This window comes from Listeria sp. ILCC797, assembly GCF_900186185.1.
Classification (GTDB): Bacteria; Bacillota; Bacilli; order Lactobacillales; family Listeriaceae; genus Listeria; species Listeria goaensis.
The window spans coordinates 68,523-91,485 of the sequence record NZ_FYBS01000005.1 but is presented as its reverse complement, the minus strand read 5'-3'; the positions used below and the strand labels follow the sequence as shown (position 1 = coordinate 91,485).

Sequence of the window (22,963 nt, the reverse complement as noted above, 5' to 3'; positions counted from 1 at the left end):
TCTATTGTACTAAAAAAATCAGTTTTCGCCAAAAAGAATTGGTAGCGTATTTAAAAGTTCATCTTGACGCACTTCAATCATTTCGCCCGTCTTCCGAATTTTCACTTCCACAATTTCTTCCGCCGCTTTCTTCCCAACCGTCACACGAATTGGTAAGCCAATCAAATCTGCATCCGCAAATTTCACGCCAGCGCGCTCAGTTCTATCATCAAGCAACACACTGTAGCCCGCTTCTTGCAGTTTCGCATAAAGCCCTTCCCCAAATTCGCGCTGCTCATCATTCTTCATGTTTACTGGAATCAGGTGAATATCAAACGGCGCAATTCCTTTTTCTAGGACTAAACCGTTCTCATCATGATGCTGTTCTGCTACCGCAGATAAAAGTCGCGATACGCCAATTCCGTAGCAGCCCATAATTAAAGGATTCGCACGACCGAATTCATCTAAAAATGTCGCATTCATCGCTTCACTATATTTTGTTCCCAATTTAAAAATGTGGCCCACTTCAATACCTTCAGCAAATTTAATAATGCCTTGACCGTCAGGCGATAAGTCTCCCGCTTGAATCATCCGAAGATCAAAATAACTGCTGACCGTAAAATCACGTTCTGGATTTACATTTATATAATGGTAGTCATTTTCATTTGCCCCAGTTGCCGCATTCACAATATCTGCCACCGCATTGTCCGCATAAATCCGAATCGAATCCGGCACACCGACTGGCCCAAGCGACCCAAAATCCGCGCCAAGCAATTGAATCGCCACAGCAGGATCCGCAAGTTCAACACTTTTCGCATCAAGCGCATTTTTAATTTTAATATCATTCACTTCATGGTCGCCGCGAACGAGTACCATGATGATTTCGCCATCCACATCAAACAACATTGATTTCAACGTTTTTTCAATTGGAATTTCTAAAAACGAAACAATATCTTCAATGGTTCGTTTTTCAGGCGTCGCTACTTTTTCAAGTTCCGCTTCTTTTTCATGAGATTTTTTTTCCATGTGTAAAACGGGCGCCATTTCCGTATTTGCCGCATAATCGGAAGCATCGCTATATGCAATGGTATCCTCCCCAATTTCTGAAAGCACCATAAATTCTTTCGTGTCTTTCCCGCCAATCGCACCAGAATCTGCAATGACTGCACGGAAATCTAGTCCACAGCGCGTAAAAATGTTGCTGTAAGCTTGATACATCTTTTCATACGTTTCGTCCAAGCTTTCTTGTGTGGCGTGGAACGAATAAGCATCTTTCATGATGAATTCTCGACCACGAAGCAACCCAAAACGTGGACGTTTTTCATCCCTAAATTTCGTTTGAATTTGGTAAAGTGTAATAGGTAAACGCTTGTATGAACTCAGTTCATCACGAACGAGTGACGTAATTACTTCTTCATGCGTTGGCCCAAGCGCAAAGTCGCGCGCGTTACGGTCTTTAAGACGCATTAATTCAGGACCGTAGTCGCTGTAACGCCCGGATTCTTTCCAAAGTTCAGCGGGTTGTAAAGCTGGCATCAAAAGTTCAGATGCTCCCACGCGATTTAATTCTTCGCGAATAATTTGTTCGATTTTTTTTAGTGTTAAGTGAGCAAGCGGTAAGTAGCTGTAAATCCCACTTGCAACTTGACGAATAAAACCTGCGCGGAGTAACAGCTTATGGCTCATTACTTCTGCATCAGCAGGTGTTTCCTTTAAAGTTGGAATAAATGTCATTGTCTGACGCATGAAAAACACTCCCTAATTTTTAAAATCAATCCCTTTGTAACATCGTCCTAGAAAAAGGCACGTTGGATGTCATTCCAAGTGACAAGTATCATCAGAACCATGAGTAGCGCGAATCCGATAAAGTGAATCATTCCTTCTTTTTTCGGATCCACTGGTTTTCTGCGAATAAGCTCATACGCAAAGAATAAAAGTCTTCCGCCATCTAGTGCTGGAAGCGGCAATAAGTTAACAATCCCCAAGTTAATACTAAGAACTGCCGTCCAGTTTAATAACGTTAAGAAGCCGTAACTAACAACTTGTTCCGTGCTCGTATAAATCCCGACTGGTCCGTTCAACATGTCAAGCGAGAAGCCACCTGTAATCATGTTGCCGAGCACTGCAAAGATTTGTGAAATCCAGTACCATGTTTGCGTAAACCCGTAACTGATTTTAGCGCCAAATGAATCGTCTGTCGGTGATCCGACGCCAATCTTCCCGACTTCCTTGCCTTGTTCTTTCACCGAGTCAGGCGTCACATGAATATCTTCTGTTTTTCCGTCGCGGTCTATTTTAAAGTCTAAATCCTTGCCCGGGTTTTCCGACACGATGGTCACAATATCAGCCCAGGAATCCGTTTGTTTACCGTTAATTGATTTGACTTCATCGCCTTGTTTTAAGCCAGCTGTTTGCGCGGGGCTATCCGGCATTACTTTTCCAAGTTCGCTTTCATTTGTGACAACGCCGCCTTGTACAAAAGCAAGCACCGTAAAAATGAGAATCGCTAAAATGAAGTTAAATAATGGGCCGGCAAAAATTGTCGCTGCACGCTTTCCGAGTGATTTCGAGCCGAAAGAGCGGTCATACGGGACAATTTGCGTTTCAATTTTTCCGTCAATAATAATCGCATCTTTTGCGACTTCATAACGGACTTTTTTCGTTTCGTCAAAATCTTCAAAGCCTTCGATGAATAAATCTTTTTCGAGATCTGCATTTGAGACTTCAAGCGGTTGGGCGTTGACATACTGGTCTTTCCCATTTACGATAATTTTTTCGACCTTTTCATCCTCAGAAAGCTCTAAACCAATGCGAAAACCCGGTTTGAGCGAAATCTCTTCGCCGTCCTCCCCGGCCATGCGTACGTAACCGCCAATGGGAAGTAAACGAATCGTGTATTGTGTTTCTTTCTTTTTATAAGCAAATATTTTGGGGCCAAAACCAATGGAAAAATCTTTTACCATTATTCCTGAACGTTTGGCTAATAAAAAGTGTCCTAATTCATGAAAAAAGACAATTAACCCAAAAACAAATATAAATGCAATGATGGTTGTCAAATTCGTTTCACCTCTATCCTATAAAAGTGTTTTCACGTATGCACGTGTTTCTTGATCTACTTGCAAGATTGTGTCGAGTGACGGATCTTGAATCGCATTATGGTTATGCATCGCGTTCTCAACAACTGCTTCAATTCCTTGGAAGGCGACTTGCCCATTTAAAAACCCTGCCACAGCAATTTCGTTCGCTGCATTTAAAACCGTTGGCATCGTCCCACCTATTTTACCAGCTTGAAATGCTAATTTCAATGCCATGAAGCGGTCAAAATCGACTTTTTCAAAATGAAGCGCCCCGTATTTTGTAATGTCAAACGGTTCACTGAACGAAATCGATGCGCGCTCTGGATACGTTAAAGCGTACTGAATGGGAATGCGCATATCAGGTGTTCCGAGTTGGGCAATTAAACTGCCATCAACAAATTCTACCATCGAGTGCACAACACTTTCACGATGAATGACGACTTCAATATCATCGTAGTCCATGTCATACAACCAATGCGCTTCAATGACTTCAAGTCCTTTGTTGAACATCGTTGCCGAATCAATTGTGAGTTTATTTCCCATGTTCCAGTTCGGATGATTGAGCGCTTCTTTGACTGTCACGTTTTTTAGCTCTTCACGTGTCTTGTCGCGAAAACTACCGCCGCTAGCTGTTAACACAATTTTAGCAACGTCTTTCTGGTTTTCGCCATTTAATGCCTGAAAAATAGCTGAATGTTCGCTATCAACAGGTAATAAGTTCACGTTATGCTTCGCTGCGGCCGCCATGACAAGATGCCCAGCCGTTACAAGTGTTTCTTTATTCGCAATTGCGATTTCTTTCCCCGCTTCAATCGCATCTAGTGTGGGGAGAAGCCCAACGCTACCAATTACTGCATTGACAACAACATCGCCTTCTGGGAAAGTCGCAATTTCTCTTAAACCAGCAATGCCGTACGAAAACTGAATGCTTGGAAATTCTGCTCGTAGCGTTTCAAGGTCACGTTTATTTTGTACGGAAACTTTTTGAGGCTGAAATTCCGTAATGATTTTCCGTCCCAGTTCCACATTTCTTCCAAATGAAAGCGAAACAATTTTAAATTTTTCGGGGTGCTCGCGAACAATTTCAAGTGTTTGTGTTCCAATTGATCCCGTTGCACCTAGTAAAATAATTTTTTTCATAGTCACATCTCCATTTAAATAATTTGAAGTATATGTAGAAGTGGCAATACAAAGAGCAGGCTATCAAAACGGTCTAAAATCCCGCCATGTCCTGGTAAAATTTTGCCGGAATCTTTCACGCCGTAATAGCGTTTTAAGGCAGATTCAACAAGATCGCCTAGCTGTCCAAAAATGGATAGAACAACAAGCCCTACTAAAATAACGACCATGGAAAGTGGTAAATCGGCGAAATAATAAAAGCCGCCTGCAATGACTAATGCGCAAATAATACCGCCTATAAAGCCTTCAACCGTTTTATTCGGACTAACATGCGGCGCTAGTTTATGTTTCCCAAATTGCCGCCCGATGAAATACGCACCTGTATCAGTCGACCAAACGATGAGTAATGCGAAAATGACATAGTATAAACCCGCGTCACGCGTCAAAGATAAATAGTGAAAGCCAAATCCAACGTAAATCGCTGAAAGTAGCGCCACGCCCGCTTGATCAAAATGGAACTTATTCCGCGAAAATACCGTATAAGCTAATAAAATTGCAATTCCAATGAAAAGAAGTTCCATTTTTGAAAGACCTATTTCTTCAAAAAAAGTTAAATAACGGTCTGGAACAGTCACAATCCATGTCAGTAAAATCGTGATAATCCCGCTCACAGAAAAAACAGGTTGTTTTACCATGACTAAAATTTCATATACAGCAATTGTCGCTAACAACAAACTCATTAGCTCAAAAGGAATCCCCCCGATGATTACAAACGGAATAAAAACTATGAGCGCCACAATTGCCGTAATTATTCTTGTCTTCACTTATCTTGTCCTCCCTACAGACCTCCGTACCGGCGTGACCGATTTTGATAATCAATCATCGCTTGAAGGAAATCTTCTTCTTTAAAATCAGGCCAATGAACTTCCGTAAAATAAAATTCGCTATAAGCAAGTTGCCAAAGCATAAAATTACTAAGTCGAAGTTCGCCACTTGTTCGTATCAATAAATCCGGATCGCCTAGTCCCCGGCTCATCAAATGATTATCAATATCCGCCTCTGTAATATCAGCCGGATTTTCACCTGCTGCTACTAGCTCTGCAATGGCTGCCTTTGTCGCCGATATAATTTCCGCTCTTCCCCCGTAATTGAGCGCAAAATTAAGCACAAGCCCTGTACAGTGTTTCGTCGCTTCGATAGCTCCTTCAACTGATTTAAGCGTATGAGCTGGTAAGTTTTCCCGGTAGCCCATAATATTTACGCGGACATTTTCTTCTACCAGTTCAGGTACAAACGTATCAAAAAACTCCACTGGTAACTTCATTAAAAAATCCACTTCATCTGTTGGTCTTTTCCAATTTTCAGTTGAAAACGCATATAATGTCAACACGTCAATGCCAAGACTGCTCGCATATTTCGTGATTTTCTTAACGACATTCATACCTTCCTTATGACCAGCTATACGTGGTAAAAAACGTCTCTTTGCCCATCTTCCGTTGCCATCCATAATGATTGCTACATGCTTTGGAAGAGGAATTTCTGTTGAAAGCTCGCTATCTATAAAATTTTCGTTTTGTCCAAATAGCTTCTTAAACATTTTAAATCCTCCAATAGAGATGCCATTTTTATGCGCATATCTATACTTATAATATCAAAAATCTCGCCATTTATGTACTAAAATTTTCATGTGGAACATGAGATTTTCATGAGAATAAATAATAAGAAAAAGCATTCCTCCCCTTCTCAAATTAGAAGAAAAGGAACGCTTTCCACTCTCAACATTACACTTCTAAGATTTCAGCTTCTTTGTTTTTCGCAATTTCATCGATATTTTTAATGCTTGCATCCGTTAGTTTTTGTACATCTTCTGTGTAACCACGCAAGTCATCTTCTGTAATATCGCCAGCTTTTTCAATTTTTTTAAGCTCATCATTTGCATCGCGGCGAACATTTCTTACAGCTACTTTTGCTTCTTCTGCTTCTTTTTTCACTTCTTTTGCGAGCTCACGGCGGCGTTCTTCCGTCAATTGCGGAATCGTCAACCGCAACACGGATCCGTCATTGTTTGGCGTTAAACCTAAGTCGGATTTTAAAAGTGCTTTTTCGATGTCACCAATGATATTTTTATCGAAAGGTGTAATCAAAAGCATGCGCGCTTCTGGAACGGAGATACTAGCCATTTGATTAAGTGGAGTCGGCGCCCCGTAATATTCAACTTGAACACGATCCAAAATTGAAGCATTCGCGCGACCAGCGCGGATTTGTCCAAGTGTACGTACTAAAGCTTGTTCTGCTTTTTCCATTTTTTCTTTTGAATTTTGCAAGACTTCTTTACTCATTTAGTTTTTCCCCCTAACAGTTGTCCCGATTTTTTCACCGAGAATAACTCGCTTAATATTATTTTCATCTTCCGCAAACGAGAATACGATTAACGGAATATCGTTATCCATACTTAACGATGAGGCTGTGGAGTCCATCACTTGCAGGCCTTCTTTAATAACGTCTAAGTAAGAAAGTTCGTCATATTTTTTCGCTGTTTCATCGACTTTTGGATCCGCGCTATACACGCCATCGACATTGTTTTTCGCCATTAAAATGACATCCGCTTCAATTTCAGCTGCACGAAGAGCCGCTGTTGTATCTGTAGAGAAGTACGGGTTTCCAGTTCCGCCAGCAAAAATGACAACGCGCCCTTTTTCAAGGTGACGAATCGCTTTACGACGAATGTATGGTTCAGCAATTTGACGCATATCAATCGAAGTTTGTACGCGTGTTGCCACACCAACGTTTTCTAAAGAATCTTGTAAGGAAAGAGAATTCATGACAGTCGCAAGCATGCCCATATAATCAGCTGCCGCACGGTCCATGCCCATCTCACTCCCAAGTTTCCCGCGCCAAATATTTCCACCACCAACAACGATGGCCACTTCGACACCTAACTCTACTACTTCTTTTACTTGTTTAGAAATCGCATTAACAACGTTTGGCTTAATCCCAAATCCATCTGTTCCAGCTAATGCTTCACCACTTAGTTTTAGTACTACACGTTTATATTCTGGGGTATCCATAAAAACCTCCGCTATTCATTCTATTTCGAGATAAGTTGTTTCTTTATCCACCATCATCTATTTTACTAGAAAACCCGTCATTACAAAAGCTTTTTTATATAAAAATAGAAAAAATGTTTGCGCTTTGCCTTTTTGTGTAATTTGGAGCGTTTTTATTCTCCTAATTTTCAAAAAACGTGCTATACTAAGAGCAAATAAAAGGAGGAATGATGATGGTTTGGACTGTACCCTATTTAATTTTCGATGGCACGGCAAATGACGTCTTAGAATACTATAAAGATGTTTTTGAAGCTGATAACAGCGGCGTTCAGCGTTATGGTGATATGGAAGATTTCTCTGGAAACGACTTAGCAGCAAAACGATTAATTCATGGCTGGCTGGCAAAGGACGGTGTGGATTTCTTACTTTTTTCTGACGCACCCGAGGGCATGCCACTTGCTGAAGGTGATACTGTAACCATCGCCTTCATGTTCCAAGACGAAGCTTCTTTAAAAAGAGCGTATGACAAACTAAAAAGTGAAGCCAAAGATATCCACATGGAACTCCAAGAAACTTTTTGGGGCGCGATTTACGCGAATCTAACGGACAAATACGGTGTTCACTGGCAACTTAATTATCAAAAAGAAACATTACCGAGGTAAAAAACTAGGCAGGTCACCTTAAAGCGACCTGCCTTCTTTAATCAAAAATTGCTGGCATTTTCTCAGTATCCCCGCGAAACAATTTAAGTAGCACAAATTTTAACCCCTTGAATAAAGCATAACCTATCATACTTCCTAAAAAATTAAAGATAATATCATCTATATCAGCAATCCGATACCCTATTAAAAACTGTGTTACTTCTATTAAAAGTGTAAAAGTAAATCCTACTATCATCATTCTTTTCCAAGACATTCGTAATAAAAATGGTAATCCAAATCCAAACGGTATCGTTAAAAGTGTATTTAATAAATAGCCTTTTGGATCGATACTTACGAAAGGTACTAAAGACACGCCTTGCCAAATAGATAGATTCTGTTCTGCCCTGTCAATAAAGTAAAGCGGAAATTGTGTAATCCGAATCACTTCGGTTATGTAAAGATAAAAAATAGAGTAACATAATAGAAATCCCCAGCTTTTTTCCAACATAGCTTTAAAATTATAATTGATACCATATAAATACAAAAAAAGGTAAGATATGTCACCAACTCTTCAAAATAAATCCCCAATTGTTCTCTTTCTCCTGTCCTCTAATCTAAGCTGTTTTTATTGTTCCATTATAGCACAAAAACACGCTGCTGCTTTCAAATCATTTGATAAATCCTGTCTGCTATTCTTTATTTCTTAATCGCAAAAGTCACAAAATGTGTACCAAGTTAGAAGAGTAGTACACTTTTCGCGAAATTAATCTTGAGTAGATTATTTGTGTAGTATAATAGCTATTATCACGAATGAATCGAGGTCGATTAGATGTTAAAAAATCGATTAAAAAACTTAAGAGAAAAAAATAACTTACTACAAAAAGACGTTGCGAGAAAAATAGATGTTGGTCGCACAACTTATGCTATGTATGAGCAAGGGAACCGAGAACCTGATTTAGCAACACTCAACAAGATTGCCAAGTCATATGATGTATCCATTGATTACTTGGTAGGTAACACAGACAATGAAGATGGATACCTCAACTCCCCTGAATACATAGCTTTTGAAAATAATCCTGAATTAGCTGCATTTTGGAGAGAACTTCCTGAATCGGAGGAAGAACGAGTCCAACAACTTTATGAGATGTGGAAAATCATTAGTAATCCAAGTTATTTTCAACACAAAAGTTCAAAATATAACTCATCAATTGATGTTAACGCATAAGCGCTAATATAAAAACACAAAAAGGAGAGAACATATTTATGGTAGGAGTTTCAATTTTAATGCTTGTTTTAGGTTTTATCGGTCTAGTTGTGGGCATTATTCTAATCATCAACAAGAAAACTAGAAAAGCAGGTGTTATAACTACTATTTCATCTATTGCATGTGGGATAGTATTTTCAATCGTGTTTGTCGTGGGCATAGTCAATGAGGGAGCAAAGGCGGTAAATGAAGCTGCCTCTACTAACTCTACTTCCACTAACTCAAGCGATGATTCGGCAGACACTTCCTTAGAAGACGAATCAACTGAAGAATACACTGACACTGAGTCAGAAGAAGGATCTAGAGCTAACCCTACTCCTTTAAATTCGACATTATCACTTAGCGGTTCAATGATGGATGTGGATACTTATGATAACTTTAAAGCAAATATGGATATTACGATTACTGAAACAATACGAGGAAATGAGGCCGCACAAATAATTCAAGCTGAAAATCAATTTAATGAGCCTGCCCCTGATGGAAAAGAATACATTTTAAATAAAGTCAAAGTTAAGGCATATGGCATCGCTTCACCAGAAAATAAATTTATGATTAATGATATGGAATTTGAATATCTTTCATCAACAGGAACGCTTTATGACGGAGAAAGTGTTGTTATTCCCAATGAATTATCAGCTACATTATATAATGAAGGAACAGCAGAAGGATATATTCAAGGAACGATTAATAAAGATGATGCCGCGCCGCTTATAAAGTACGAGAATTTTTATTTTAGCACTAAATAATTAATAACATAAAAACCCCTGTTATTCTAAATGAATAACAGGGGTTTAAACTTATATTTACAATTAGTCTTTCTTCACTTGATTCATAACTTCTTCAACAAAGTTATCTTCTTTTTTCTCTAAGCCTTCGCCGACTTCAAAGCGTACGAATGATGCAACAGTTGCACCGTTTTGTTTCACATATTCGCCAACCGTGATGTCAGGATTTTTAACGAAAGGTTGGTCTAAAAGGGAGATTTCACTCAACCATTTTGTTAAGCGACCTTCCACCATTTTTTCAACGATTTTTTCAGGTTTACCTTCGTTTAAAGCTTGTTGTGTTAAAATTTCTTTTTCGTGTGCGATTTCAGCAGCGTCTACATCGTCACGAGAAATGTACTTCGGATTAATAGCGGCAATGTGCATCGCAACATCTTTTGCTACTTCTTCCTTGTCAGTACCTTCAAGTAAAGTTAAAACGCCGATACGTCCACCCATGTGAATGTATTCGCCGAACGCATGGTTATCAGCTTTTTCTTTGATTTCAAAACGACGAAGTGAAATTTTTTCACCGATTTTTGTAATTTGTTCAGTGATGTAATCTTGAACTGTTACGCCGCTTTCGATTTCAGTTTTTAAAGCGTCATCTAAGTTATCTGGTTTAACAGCTAACAAATGATTCGCTAATTTATCTACTAATGCGATGAAGTTATCGTTTTTAGCAACAAAGTCAGTTTCAGCGTTTACTTCTAAAACAACAGCATGTTTCTCGTTACTTACAACGTGAGTCATACCTTCAGAAGCAATACGGTCACCTTTTTTAGCCGCTTTCGCGATTCCTTTTTCACGAAGATAGTCGATTGCTTTATCCATATCGCCATCAGTTTCTACTAACGCTTTTTTACAGTCCATCATACCTGCGCCAGTTTTTTCACGTAATTCTTTTACCATTTGAGCAGTAATGTTTGCCATTTTATTTTCCCTCCAATAGTTAACTTTTAAAAAAGGTGATAAGTTAAATCTCTTATCACCTCAGAAATGTTTCATCAAAAATTAAGCTTCAGTAGACTCTTCCGCTTTCACTTCTTCAGTAGATTGTACTTCTTCTACAGGAGCTTCAACGTTTTCTTCGCCTTGGTTGACTTCGATGATAGCATCAGCCATTTTAGCAGTTAATAGTTTAACCGCACGAATCGCATCATCGTTTGCAGGGATTACATAATCAATTTCATCAGGATCACAGTTAGTATCTACAATACCGATGATAGGAATATTTAATTTACGAGCTTCTGCTACTGCGATACGCTCTTTACGAGGGTCAACGATGAACATTGCATCAGGAAGACCTTTCATATCTTTAATACCGCCTAAGAAGCGCTCTAATTTTTCTTTTTCTTTTTTCAGAAGGACAACTTCTTTCTTAGGTAAAACTTCGAAAGTGCCATCTTCTTCCATTTTTTCGATTTTTTTAAGGTGTTTAATACGCTTTTGAATCGTTTCAAAGTTTGTAAGTGTTCCACCTAACCAACGATGGTTTACAAAGTATTGACCAGAACGTTCCGCTTCTTCTTTAACAGAATCTTGCGCTTGTTTTTTAGTACCAACGAAAAGGATAGTACCTCCGTCAGCAGCAACTTCACGCATGAAGTTGAAAGCTTCGTCAACTTTTTTAACCGTTTTTTGTAAATCGATAATGTAAATTCCGTTACGTTCCGTGAAGATATATTTCTTCATTTTCGGGTTCCAACGGCGTGTTTGGTGTCCAAAGTGTACACCAGCTTCTAATAATTGTTTCATTGAAATAACAGGCATGTTATTCCCTCCTATGGTTTTATTTTTGCGACAAGTCGCCCTCCGCAATCGGTCAACCAAATGAAAGACTTGAAAAATCAAGCACCTTCTCATTTGTCACGTTGCGTGTGTGATTTAACACCGTTTATTACTATACCACAAATTGATGCTATTAGTCAATATCATTCCTTATTACTCCGTACCATTTTCGTCCAGTTATACCAGCTATAAACCGAGTTGAACAAATACATGATATACATGACGAGCACGGACATGTTTGTTTCACCTGAATGCGACAGCATCAGCACCCATAATGTAATCGTTAAAATATTTACCACAATCCATAAAAGCCATTGTTCACGAAAACGCAAAATCATTAGGATTTGCGCCACTACAGAAATTATCGTGGTCGCTCCGTCCCAACCGGGCAGGGCGCTTCCGATGCTTCGCAAGTAAATACTGTACAGGATGGTTAAAACAGCCACTAAGACGATACAGATTAGCCACTGGACTAGGGTTAAAGATTTCGCCTCAACTTCTTTTACTTTTGCCTTATTAATTGCATGTTTAGCCGAGTAGTGTCTTTTCCACATGATGAATCCGACAATTTGGACTGGAAGATATAAAATGAGTTGCAGCTGCACTTCGCCGTATAATTTGAACGTGTAGGAAACCCAGGCGTAAGCGAGAACATTAATGAGTCCGAAGAAATAATTGCTTATTTTTCCTTTTCCAACAAAAACAACGCAAAGTATCCCGCTTATCCCAGCGATTAAGCCGATAACGGAATCTGGGTATAAGATGTATACCACAATTTGTACGGCAAGAAAAATCGTAATCCATATTTTTTCAAAAGTTGTCCAGCCGTAAAACAACTCCTTTTTTAAAGCTTCAATCATGCAAATTCTCCTTCTGGCTCAATCAAGTTGTCAATTAGCTTGATTGCCGCTTGATACTGTTCATAAAAACTACCTTCTAAAACCGCTACTTTGTCAGAAAGGTTATATTCGGTTAGCGTGTTTAAAAAGTTTTGATGCATTCTTTCGCGTGTGGCATCATCGCTGTAACTCATGTCGCGGAAACCATCATCTACATATCTCGTTGCAGGTGGCAACGTAATAATTAAGTCCCACTCCTGTTTCTCAATATAATGTTTAAACACAACGCGCGCATTCTCCACTTCTTCTTCTGTGCAATAATATTGAATGTAGTTTAGCGTGGTCATCGTGTCGGTATCCGCAATAAACACGCCACTGTTCGCTGGGCTATGTATATGTTTTTTATTATTTTCAAATTGCCCAATTCCAATGTTTAGAAGATCTCTAAAACTTAATTCGTCATCGCGAACATTGTAAGTTTCTTCATATTCGCGCGCGTACTCTAATGAGAAAGACGTTGCATAATGCCGGGCCAAATCACGCGTTAAGGTCGTTTTCCCTGTTGAGGCAGTACCGTAAATTAGCACCTTTTTAACATAAAATTTTCGAAAAGGTTTCATGATGTAGTCCCAATATTTGACCGGATTTTCGCGACATAAAGTGCCGGAAAGCCCTGTTTCCTTGCGTTCCAGAAACGTTATCACATCTTCTCTAGCTACCCGCTTTTGGAGTTCTTGCTGATATTCTGGTTCCCCTACATAATAGTTTCGAGGGCTATTTGTGAGTAGCTCTTTTGCCAGTATTGTTTGCAAGAGCGCCCACCACTCTTCCCAACCATTCACATCAGCGGAAATATACGCCGGAATATCCTTTTCATCTAGTTTAATAACTTGTACCATTTCGTCATCTTTAAATAGCTCTCTCATGGCTCTAAATCTATCGGTTAAACCCATGCCGCTACTGCCACCACGATCTCCGTCGTAGCCTGACACAACGACAACAACACCCTCCTCACATTCGCGTTTTGCACGAATGACTAGCTCATAATGCCCAATATGACAGGGGGCAAATGTGCCAAAATAAATACCGATTCCATTATGCATGTGTCCACCTTCTTTTGCTGATTTATTTTTTATGTTTATTCATAATAGTAGCGAACTCGTATAGGAAAGTAAATAGCCGATTCCAACTGTTCGTAAAAAAATACTTGTTTACACAAAAAAAAGAAGGGGAAAACTCCCCTCCTCAGCATTAATTTGCTACAATATTGACCAACTTTCCAGGAACAGCAATCACTTTACGAATAGTTTTGCCCTCTAGTTCCGCTTGGATGCGTTCATGTTGTTTAGCAAATTCCTCTAATTCTTCTTTTGGCATTGCTTTTGCAACAATTGCTTTTGCTTTCACTTTGCCGTTCACTTGAAGCACAATTTCCACTTCGTCTTCAATTAGTTTTGACTCATCAAACGTTGGCCACACCGCGTATGCGATAGATTCGTTATGCCCAAGAATGGACCAAAGTTCTTCCCCTACATGCGGTGCAATTGGGGCAAGGAGTTTTACGAAGCCTTCTGCATATTCTGTTGGCACCGTTTCTGCTTTATATGCTTCGTTCACAAAAATCATTAGCGCCGAAATACCGGTGTTAAAGCGCAGATTTTCGTAATCATTCGTCACACTTTTCACCATTTGATGGTACGCACGTTCAAGCTTGCCATCGTTCGCTTTTGTCACTTTTGCTTGCAAATTGCCTGCGTCAGAAACAAAAAGTCGGTATGCCCGGTCGAGGAACTTCCGCGCACCTTCAAGCCCGTTTTCACTCCAAGCGATAGAAGCTTCAAGCGGTCCCATGAACATTTCATACAAGCGCAGCGTGTCCGCCCCGTATTTTTCAACGACTTCATCAGGATTTACAACATTGCCGCGAGATTTCGACATTTTCTCGTTGTTTTCGCCCAAAATCATTCCTTGGTTAAAAAGTTTTTGGAATGGCTCTTTCGTAGGAACAACCCCAATGTCATACAGGAATTTGTGCCAGAAGCGCGCGTATAGCAAGTGAAGAACGGCATGCTCTGCGCCGCCGATATATACATCAACGGGAAGCCACGCTTTTAGTTTTTCAGGGTCCGCGATTTTGTCCGCATTTTTCGGATCGATATAACGCAAGAAATACCAGCTGGAACCAGCCCATTGCGGCATTGTATTCGTTTCACGACGCCCTTTCCGACCATTTTCATCGACCACATTTACCCAATCCGTCAGATTGGCAAGTGGTGATTCGCCTGTACCAGATGGCTTAATTTCTGTTGCTTTTGGCAAAAGAAGGGGCAATTCATTTTCAGGTACAAGTGTCGATTCGCCGTCTTCCCAGTGGATAACTGGAATTGGTTCGCCCCAATAACGCTGGCGGCTAAAGAGCCAGTCGCGCAAACGATACGTTGTTTTTCTCGTACCCGAACCATCTGCCTCTAGCCAGTCACAAATTTTCGAAATAGCATCTGCTTGATTCAAACCATTCAAGAAATCGGAGTTCACATGTTCACCGTCGCCGCTATAAGCCGCGTTTGAAACGTCGCCACCCTTCACAACTTCCACAATTGCAAGATTAAACTGCTTGGCAAATTCATGGTCGCGCTCATCATGCCCCGGAACCGCCATCACAGCACCCGTGCCGTATTGAATGAGCACGTAATCCGCAATCCAAATCGGCATTTTTGCGCCATTAACTGGATTTATCGCATACGCTCCTGTAAAGACACCTGTTTTTTCTTTGGCTAAATCCGTACGTTCTAGTTCACTTTTTAGTTCCACCTTTTTGCGATACGAAATGACAGCCTCTTTCTGTTCGGGTGTCGTAATGACGTCTACCAAATCATGCTCAGGAGCAAGCACCGCATAAGTCGATCCAAAAAGTGTATCTGGACGTGTTGTAAAGACAGCAAATGATTGGTCCGTGCCATCAATCGCGAAATTAACTTCCGCACCAACCGATTTCCCAATCCAGTTGCGCTGCATGTCCTTAATGTTTTCCGGCCAGTCGACAAGCTCCAAATCGTCTAGCAAGCGATCAGCATAAGCGGTAATTTTAAGCATCCACTGACGCATTGGTTTACGAAAGACTGGATGTCCGCCGCGTTCACTTTTTCCGTCAATGACTTCTTCATTCGCTAGCACTGTTCCAAGCGCCGGGCACCAGTTTACTGCCACTTCTGCTTCATATGCCAAGCCTTTTTCAAACAATTTTTCAAAAATCCACTGCGTCCATTTATAGTATTCTGGGTCTGTCGTATTAATTTCGCGTTCCCAGTCATAAGAAAAACCTAGCGATTTAATTTGACGCGTAAAGTTTTCAATATTGTGCGCTGTAAATTCAGCCGGGTCATTCCCCGTATCAATCGCATACTGTTCGGCGGGCAAACCAAACGCATCCCAGCCCATCGGATGAAGCACGTTGTAGCCTTGCGCCCGTTTCATGCGCGACAAAATATCCGTCGCCGTGTAACCTTCTGGGTGCCCAACATGCAGACCTGCTCCAGACGGGTATGGGAACATATCAAGCGCATAAAAGTTTTTCTTATTCGCATCTTCCGTCGTACGGAATGTTTTCTTTTCGTCCCAATATTTTTGCCATTTTGGTTCAACTACTTTGTGATTAAAACTCATTTTTTCTCCCTCTCTCTACCTATTTTTTGAGATGCACAAAATAAAAAGCCTTCCGCCCCAATAGCATACTTGCTATGGGACGAAAGACTATTGCTTCCGCGGTACCACCCAAATTAGTGACATTCACTCAACTTTATCATCCTTAACGCGGATAACGTGCGAATTTTTGTAAAGGCAAGTTCACCCGTCCTCTTGTTCAGCTCACACCAACCGCTGACTCTCTAAGCAAAAGAAACTTGGACTACTACTCCTTTTATCGCATCTCATTTTGAAGTTAGCTTCATTGTAGCTGATTTTCACGCTTTTGGCAAGGCTCCTTTTCAATCAAATTCTCTATCCTTCTTCATCAAAACAAGTAAGTCTGTATTAGCTAATCTCTTAATTTTACCCCAATACACAATCATAATTATCAATCCATATATAAAAATATCAACTGCAATAATACTTATTACAACGAAGCTTGGCACTACAAAAAGTGGTAATAGTGACAGCATAATAAATATGACAGAGCTCACAATCAAGCCAATTCCATAATTTCGACTAATAATATCTAAGTAGATATGCGAAATAATATTATTCTTATATTCCATTAGTTTCAAGATAGACATTTCTTTTTTAGTCGAATTTAAAAAGTTAGGAAAATGATACGCTTTGATTCACGAAACTTCCACTAATTTTGTCATTTGTTCTGTCTTTCGCCTAATTCATATACATTATCTGATGTAAAAAAACTTATTTTATCATTATTTTCTTGATAGCCTAAATAGTCATTGTAGCTCAATAAAATGTTGTTTGTAGATAAGTCTTCTACTATAAATTCTCCATCCGCCATTACTTGCAAGAGATATGTATCTGAAATAATCTTTGCTGTGGTTGTTCCTTCGGCTAATTTTTTTATTTGTTTTGTACCACTATACAAATAATTCTTTTTCGTATAAACAATTTCTTCTTTATTTGTGCTAAGGGAATTCTCATCTACATCAGTTGCAATTAAATTAAATTCAGATAACATTTTATTTGTTTTGTATAGATTTGCCATTTTATTTTCATGAAGTAGTGTATAAATATCCCCGTTATCGGTCGAAATTCCCGAAAAAACCTTTTTAGCCTTATCACTTAATTCTAAATTCATTTTTTTAATTTTCCCGGACCGATCAATTTCCAGTAAATCAACAAGCTCATTTGTATCATCCAAATATTTAACAACAATAAATAAGTGCTCATCCCCGATACTTGCTAAAGGAAAAAGAGCTTCTTTATCACTCTTTAAATGATATATACTACTGTAAGAATCACCAGCTTTTTTTAGGATTTCAAAATTATTTGATATTGAATTTCCTGAAGTGATATATTTAGCTGATTTAAAGAACGTATATTGAAACTGATTACTACGCAAATCCCATGGTTCTAAAGCTGACTCTTCAGACATATCAAATTTAATTAGCTTCGCTCCGTCGTATACGAGTTTAATATTTTTATTGACCTCATTACTGTTGTTTACTTCATCATTTTGGTTTTTAGAACATCCAGAGATGATCAAAACTGCAAGTAGAAACATTAAAAAAACTATTTTCTTTAACATTATGTTCTCCTATGTTTGTTTTTTTGTAAGGCTAGTAATTGTAAATAGAAGCTGCTACCACATGAGGTTATCTCCCTTTATTCCTTGAAATAAAATAAGATGTTGCACAGGTAGCAGCTTTTATCTATTTTACAACATAAGCAATTAGTCCTACTTTACTACAGAAACCAATATTAAGCAAATTGTGTATATTTTTATACAAAATAAGCCTATTTCTTATATTCTCAAAAGATTTATCTAGTTTGCCCTTTTTTCATTAAAGGATAAAGTATGAAGCCGAGTAGGAACAAGCCCAGACTGAGGCCGAATACGATTAGATTTTCCGTGCCGCTTTTAATGATCCATGCGCTATAAATTAGAGCGAGTAGCGCGATTACACCATCTGTGACACGTTTTGTGCGCGCCGAACGCTCGTAGCCTGAACCGGTTAGCACGAGTTTCAATTGGAAAATCGGTGAAATGAAATACTGCACGAGAAAGGCCAGCGTGGAAACTTTTACGACGAAATCGTACGCGACGGCGATGCTACCTGATAGCGTTGATAAAATGAATAATTGTGATGCTAAACACGTTAAAACGAGCGCGCGCACTGGTGTGCCGTTTTGATTTACCTTTTTCAAATAAGGAAGGAAAAGTCCATTTTTTGCAGCCTGATGCGGGGCTTCGGAACTAAGCATAATCCAGCCAATTGTGGAGCCGAACAGGCAAATGAGCGCTAGAACAGCCATGACGGCGGAACCACCACTGCCAATGACCGAATTGAGCGCATCTGCAAGCGGGCTCGCGCTCCCGAGTAACTGCTCTTTTGGAATGAGTCCGAGAGTTAAAACCGAGATGGAGATATACAGCAAGACGGAAATCACCAAACCTGAAATCGTCGCTGCTTGAATAGTACGGCCTGATTTGGCACGACCTGCAAACATCATCGCGGATTCAATGCCGATAAACGCCCAGAGCGTCACAATTGCGGCTTTGTTAACTTGCGATAGAAGTCCGTTTTCAAGGCCATTTGCATCATAAACGGGGTGATAAAATGCGCCCATTTTGGCGGACTGGAAGGCGAAGACGGCAACGATGATGAATAAAAAGAAGCCAATGACTTTGGCGATGGTGGCGATTAAATTGATTTTTCCAGCTGCACTTACGCCGCGTGAAATGATGAATGCTACGCCCCAAAGTAAGACGGAACATACGAAAAATGTCACGAGCTGACCTTCTGCCAGCTCGAAGCCTCCGATTTGAACCAAAGTATCAGTGCTGTTTAATATTGGAAAAAACACGGATAAGTAGCCGGCAAATGAAGTGATAATCGACACGTTCCCTGCCCAGTTTGCTACCCAATAACTCCAAACGGCAATGAAGCCGGCCATTTGTTTCGCGTTTTGATTTTTAAATAAGGCGTAGGCATGGCTCTGCGCCCCGCTTGTTAAGTCTGGTCTTCTGACCGCTAAATTTCCGAAGACAAGGGCGATCATTAAAACGCCAAGTCCCGTAATCGACCACGCGAGCAAAATTGCGAGCGGACTTGCGACTTCTGCCATTTGGCGTGGAAGCATAAAGATGCCTGAACCAATCATATTTCCGATGACGAGGGCTGTTAAAATAAAAAAGCCCATTTTCTTTTTTTGCGACATGTTTGTAACTCCTTTTTCAATTTAACCTATTATCACGTTACCAAGAGAAAGCATAACTAAATATAGCAAACTTTATTTTATGCGTCAACTATTTGTGGTAAACTAAACACATTGAACAAAAAGGAGTAGAAGTATTGTGACACAAGTAAATCCCTTTCCTTATAGCCGCGACAACAAGCGGTACCATACGTGGAATTATTGTCTCCGCGAACAATTTGGCATGAAAATTTTTAAAGTAGCACTCGACGGCGGCTTCGATTGCCCGAATCGTGATGGCACAGTCGCGCGCGGTGGTTGCACATTTTGTAGCGCTGCTGGTTCTGGCGATTTTGCTGGCGACCGCAATTTTGACTTGAAAACACAATTCGATGAGGTGCGGAGTAAAATGCATCACAAATGGAAAGACGGCAAATATATTGCTTTCTTCCAAGCCTTTACAAATACCCATGCGCCCGTCTCCGTTTTACGCGAAAAGTATGAAACGGTTATGAACGAGGAAGGTGTTGTTGGGCTTTCGATTGCGACGCGCCCAGACTGTTTGCCAGACGATGTGGTGGAATATTTGGCGGAATTAAATGAACGCACCTATTTATGGGTTGAGCTTGGTCTTCAGTCGGCGCACGATGAAACGGGGAAACTCATCAATCGCGCTCATGATTATGAGACTTATTTGGAAGGTGTCGCCAAACTACACGCAAAAGACATTCGCGTTTGTACGCACATCATTAATGGGCTTCCAAAAGAAACACCAGAAATGATGCTTGAAACTGCACAAAAAGTAGCGGAAAGCGGCGTTGAAGGTATTAAAATTCACCTCCTCCACCTTCTAAAAGGCACGCCGATGGTTCTGGATTATAAGCGTGGCGACTTGAAATTTTTGTCGCAAGAAGACTATGTAAAGCTCGTTTGTGACCAACTTGAGCTTTTGCCAAAAGAGATGGTTATTCACCGCATCACGGGTGACGGCGGCGTTAGCGATTTGATCGGCCCCATGTGGAGTCTGAACAAGTTTGAGGTGTTAAACGCCATTGATCAAGAGCTCGTCTTTCGAAACAGCTATCAAGGAAAACATTTTTCGGGGGTAAAAGCATGAATTTAGACGGGATTCTTCCCTTTAGTCACGGTTTACTGAAAAAGATTATTTTCCCCGGTGACGCAGTGATTGACGCGACTTGTGGCAACGGGCACGACACACTTTTCCTTGCTGAATTAGTCGGCACAAATGGGTGCGTGTACGCGTTTGATATTCAAAACGAAGCCGTCCAAAATACTGCTACTAGACTTACCGAAGCAAATTGTTCCGCGCAAGTAAAACTATTTCAAAAAAGCCATGCGGAAATCGAAAATTGCGTCCCCGTGCCAATTAAAGCTGCTATCTATAATCTTGGCTACCTACCAGGTGGCAACAAGTCCATTACAACGCTAAGCGAAACAACAATCTCAAGCATCGAGCAAGCGCTAGCGAAACTTCTTCCCGGTGGCATTGTCATTTTAGTCATCTACCACGGTCATGACGCTGGAAAAACCGAAAAAAAAGCCGTTCTAAATTACGCTGAATCTTTGCCACAAAAGGACTTCCACGTTCTCAGATACGGTTTCATTAATCAACAAAACAATCCACCATTTGTTGTTGCGATTGAAAAAAGAGAGCGAAAAAATTAATTTCCGCTCTCTTTTTCATTTATTTATTAAAATCATACTTTTCTTCAATATAAATGGAATACCAAATCATGAAGATGATGACCGTCCAAATTTTACGGCTGTAATCATGTTTCCCTGCGCAATGATCATCAAGTAGTTGTAACACGTACTCTTTGTTAATTAAATGCCCCGTTCCCGATTCATGAATAATCGTTTTAACCCACTCATTCATTTCCTCTTTTAGCCAGTGGCGAATTGGAACCGGGAATCCTAGTTTACGACGATTTAAAACGTGTGCGGGAACAAAAGTCTCTGCCGCTTTACGTAAAATATATTTCGTCGTTCCGTTTGTCGTCTTAAGCGATGCGGGAATTTGTTTCGCAACGTTAAACACTTCTTTATCCAAGAAAGGAACGCGCACTTCAAGTGAATTCGCCATCGTCATGCGGTCAGCTTTTAGCAAAATATCGCCGCGAAGCCATGTGTGCATGTCGATGTATTGCATCCGTTCGACTGGTCCGTAGTGTTTCGTTTCATCATAGAACGGTTTAGTGATGTTCGTATAATCGTGGCCTTCGATGTAGCCGGGCAGTAAAATGCGTTTTTCAGCTTCGGTAAACATCTTCGCATTGCCGATATAACGTTCTTCCATTGGCGTTGTGCCGCGTTCTAGGAAGCTTTTACCGCGCATTCCTTCTGGCATCACTTTAGCAACGCCGCCAAGCATCGATTTGAAGACGCCGGGCATTTTGTTGAACATGGAAAGTGAATTCGGTTCGTTGTAAATGTTATAACCGCCGAACAATTCGTCTGCGCCTTCGCCTGAAAGTGCTACGGTTACTTGTTTGCGCGCTTCACGTGATAAGAAGTAAAGCGGAATCGCCGCTGGATCGGCAAGTGGGTCATCCATATGCCAAACAATTTTCGGCAGTTCGTCCATGTATTCTTGCGGTGTAATCACATAGCTAATGTTTTCTACGCCAAGTTTATCTGCGGTTTCCTTTGCAACATCGATTTCGCTAAAGCCATCTCGTTCAAATCCGACCGAGAATGTTTTAATCGCTGGGTGGTATTCTTTCGCAATCGCCGCAATAATCGAGGAGTCAATTCCACCAGAAAGAAATGAACCAACGGGCACATCAGAGCGCATGTGCATTTTGACAGAGTCGTACATGACATCGCGGATTTCTTTAATAAACGTGTCCTCGGACTTAGAAACGGCTGCAAATTCAGGTTTGAAATACTGCGTAAACTGCATTTCTTCCCCTATTTTTTTAGTAAAATAATGTCCTGGTAGTAGACGTTTGACTTCCGTCGTAAGTGTGTCAGGTTCTGGCACAAATTGATACGTCATATAATTTTGTAAGGAAACTTCATCTAATTTTTTATTTTTCAGTGCGTGTAAAATCGATTTTTTCTCCGAACCCATATAAAGTTTGCCGTTTTCTTCTGCATAAAAGAATGGCTTAATTCCGAATGGATCACGCGCGCCGTAAACGGTATTTTCCACTTTATCCCAAATGACAAAGCCAAACATTCCGCGCAGTTTTTCGGCAGTCTTCTCTTTATATTTCGCATATGTAGCGATGATAACTTCTGTATCACTTTCGGTTTCAAACGATAAGCCGTCTGCTTTAAGTGATGCACGAAGTTCCACATAATTATAAACTTCTCCGTTAAAGATAATCCAATAACGTTCGTTTTCGTACGTTAACGGTTGATGACCGTTTTCCACATCAATAATACTTAAACGTCTAAACCCGAACTGAACGTGCTCATCGGTATAGTATCCTTCATCATCAGGTCCACGATGGGTAATCATATCATTCATTTCTTTAAACGTTTGTTTTTCTTCACCAGTAATTTCAGCAATGCGGTCATGAACGCATCCTACAAATCCACACATTCTGACATTCTCCTCT

21 protein-coding genes are annotated in these 22,963 nt (G+C 40.3%); 5 read left to right on the top strand and 16 right to left on the bottom strand.

Going from position 1 to position 22,963, the window contains the following annotated elements; all coding sequences use genetic code 11:
* Nucleotides 1-18: 18 nt before the first annotated feature.
* From BN1609_RS06745 to pyrH, 7 genes are all read right to left on the bottom strand, one after another.
* Nucleotides 19-1,725 carry a proline--tRNA ligase gene (locus BN1609_RS06745; RefSeq protein WP_088809900.1) on the bottom strand — a complete coding sequence of 569 codons (1,707 nt, stop codon included), beginning with the start codon at nucleotides 1,723-1,725 and terminating at the stop codon, nucleotides 19-21.
* Between the two features lie 47 nt (nucleotides 1,726-1,772).
* Nucleotides 1,773-3,035, bottom strand: a complete 1,263-nt coding sequence (gene rseP, locus BN1609_RS06740) for an RIP metalloprotease RseP (protein ID WP_088809899.1) — start codon at nucleotides 3,033-3,035, stop codon at nucleotides 1,773-1,775.
* An 18-nt stretch (nucleotides 3,036-3,053) separates the two neighbouring features.
* Nucleotides 3,054-4,196 carry a 1-deoxy-D-xylulose-5-phosphate reductoisomerase gene (gene dxr / locus BN1609_RS06735; protein WP_088809898.1) on the bottom strand — a complete coding sequence of 381 codons (1,143 nt, stop codon included), beginning with the start codon at nucleotides 4,194-4,196 and terminating at the stop codon, nucleotides 3,054-3,056.
* A gap of 14 nt (nucleotides 4,197-4,210) precedes the next feature.
* Entirely contained in the window at nucleotides 4,211-4,999 is a 789-nt protein-coding gene (locus BN1609_RS06730) for a phosphatidate cytidylyltransferase (protein ID WP_088809897.1), read from the bottom strand.
* Between the two features lie 14 nt (nucleotides 5,000-5,013).
* On the bottom strand, nucleotides 5,014-5,772 hold the full coding sequence (locus BN1609_RS06725) for an isoprenyl transferase (protein ID WP_088809896.1): 759 nt from the start codon (nucleotides 5,770-5,772) through the stop codon (nucleotides 5,014-5,016).
* 184 nt (nucleotides 5,773-5,956) lie between these two features.
* Nucleotides 5,957-6,514, bottom strand: coding sequence for a ribosome recycling factor (frr, locus tag BN1609_RS06720; RefSeq protein ID WP_088809895.1), 558 nt, complete (start codon nucleotides 6,512-6,514; stop codon nucleotides 5,957-5,959).
* Nucleotides 6,515-7,243 carry a UMP kinase gene (gene pyrH, locus BN1609_RS06715; RefSeq protein WP_088809894.1) on the bottom strand — a complete coding sequence of 243 codons (729 nt, stop codon included), beginning with the start codon at nucleotides 7,241-7,243 and terminating at the stop codon, nucleotides 6,515-6,517.
* 212 nt (nucleotides 7,244-7,455) lie between these two features.
* Here pyrH and BN1609_RS06710 point away from each other — a divergent pair, with 212 nt between their 5' ends.
* The gene (locus BN1609_RS06710) at nucleotides 7,456-7,884 is read left to right on the top strand and encodes a VOC family protein (protein WP_088840695.1); all 429 of its coding nucleotides are present in this window, start codon (nucleotides 7,456-7,458) and stop codon (nucleotides 7,882-7,884) included.
* Between the two features lie 37 nt (nucleotides 7,885-7,921).
* Here the strand turns inward: BN1609_RS06710 and BN1609_RS06705 are convergent, their stop codons facing one another.
* Nucleotides 7,922-8,371, bottom strand: a complete 450-nt coding sequence (locus BN1609_RS06705; RefSeq protein WP_159458329.1) for a VanZ family protein — start codon at nucleotides 8,369-8,371, stop codon at nucleotides 7,922-7,924.
* 321 nt (nucleotides 8,372-8,692) lie between these two features.
* Here BN1609_RS06705 and BN1609_RS06700 point away from each other — a divergent pair, with 321 nt between their 5' ends.
* On the top strand, nucleotides 8,693-9,088 hold the full coding sequence (locus BN1609_RS06700; RefSeq protein WP_088809891.1) for a helix-turn-helix domain-containing protein: 396 nt from the start codon (nucleotides 8,693-8,695) through the stop codon (nucleotides 9,086-9,088).
* 38 nt (nucleotides 9,089-9,126) lie between these two features.
* Nucleotides 9,127-9,873, top strand: coding sequence for a hypothetical protein (locus tag BN1609_RS06695; protein WP_088815879.1), 747 nt, complete (start codon nucleotides 9,127-9,129; stop codon nucleotides 9,871-9,873).
* Between the two features lie 63 nt (nucleotides 9,874-9,936).
* Here BN1609_RS06695 and tsf read toward each other — a convergent pair whose 3' ends face one another.
* From tsf to BN1609_RS06655, 7 genes are all read right to left on the bottom strand, one after another.
* A complete protein-coding gene (gene tsf / locus BN1609_RS06690) occupies nucleotides 9,937-10,824 on the bottom strand; it encodes a translation elongation factor Ts (protein WP_088809889.1) in 888 nt (295 codons plus the stop codon).
* 81 nt (nucleotides 10,825-10,905) lie between these two features.
* The gene (gene rpsB / locus BN1609_RS06685) at nucleotides 10,906-11,664 is read right to left on the bottom strand and encodes a 30S ribosomal protein S2 (RefSeq protein WP_088809888.1); all 759 of its coding nucleotides are present in this window, start codon (nucleotides 11,662-11,664) and stop codon (nucleotides 10,906-10,908) included.
* Nucleotides 11,665-11,825: 161 nt separating this feature from the next.
* Complete coding sequence (gene pnuC, locus BN1609_RS06680) at nucleotides 11,826-12,542, bottom strand: nicotinamide riboside transporter PnuC (RefSeq protein WP_088809887.1); 717 nt, start codon at nucleotides 12,540-12,542, stop codon at nucleotides 11,826-11,828.
* A complete protein-coding gene (locus BN1609_RS06675; protein WP_088815880.1) occupies nucleotides 12,539-13,624 on the bottom strand; it encodes an AAA family ATPase in 1,086 nt (361 codons plus the stop codon). Before BN1609_RS06675 ends, pnuC begins: the two co-directional genes overlap by 4 nt.
* Nucleotides 13,625-13,772: 148 nt before the next feature.
* A complete protein-coding gene (leuS, locus tag BN1609_RS06670) occupies nucleotides 13,773-16,184 on the bottom strand; it encodes a leucine--tRNA ligase (RefSeq protein WP_088815882.1) in 2,412 nt (803 codons plus the stop codon).
* A gap of 679 nt (nucleotides 16,185-16,863) precedes the next feature.
* The gene (locus tag BN1609_RS06660) at nucleotides 16,864-17,766 is read right to left on the bottom strand and encodes a hypothetical protein (protein ID WP_088840693.1); all 903 of its coding nucleotides are present in this window, start codon (nucleotides 17,764-17,766) and stop codon (nucleotides 16,864-16,866) included.
* A gap of 233 nt (nucleotides 17,767-17,999) precedes the next feature.
* Nucleotides 18,000-19,400 carry an amino acid permease gene (locus BN1609_RS06655; RefSeq protein ID WP_088840692.1) on the bottom strand — a complete coding sequence of 467 codons (1,401 nt, stop codon included), beginning with the start codon at nucleotides 19,398-19,400 and terminating at the stop codon, nucleotides 18,000-18,002.
* Nucleotides 19,401-19,536: 136 nt separating this feature from the next.
* Between BN1609_RS06655 and BN1609_RS06650 the strand changes: the two genes are divergently transcribed.
* Together BN1609_RS06650 and BN1609_RS06645 are read left to right on the top strand one after the other, a co-directional pair.
* Nucleotides 19,537-20,493, top strand: a complete 957-nt coding sequence (locus tag BN1609_RS06650) for a TIGR01212 family radical SAM protein (protein ID WP_088825639.1) — start codon at nucleotides 19,537-19,539, stop codon at nucleotides 20,491-20,493.
* A complete protein-coding gene (locus BN1609_RS06645) occupies nucleotides 20,490-21,062 on the top strand; it encodes a class I SAM-dependent methyltransferase (RefSeq protein ID WP_088825640.1) in 573 nt (190 codons plus the stop codon). The genes BN1609_RS06650 and BN1609_RS06645 overlap by 4 nt, the downstream gene beginning before the upstream one ends.
* 19 nt (nucleotides 21,063-21,081) lie before the next feature.
* Here the strand turns inward: BN1609_RS06645 and asnB are convergent, their stop codons facing one another.
* Nucleotides 21,082-22,947 (bottom strand): asparagine synthase (glutamine-hydrolyzing), encoded by a 1,866-nt coding sequence (asnB, locus tag BN1609_RS06640; RefSeq protein WP_088840691.1) that lies wholly within the window; start codon nucleotides 22,945-22,947, stop codon nucleotides 21,082-21,084.
* Nucleotides 22,948-22,963 lie beyond the last annotated feature (16 nt).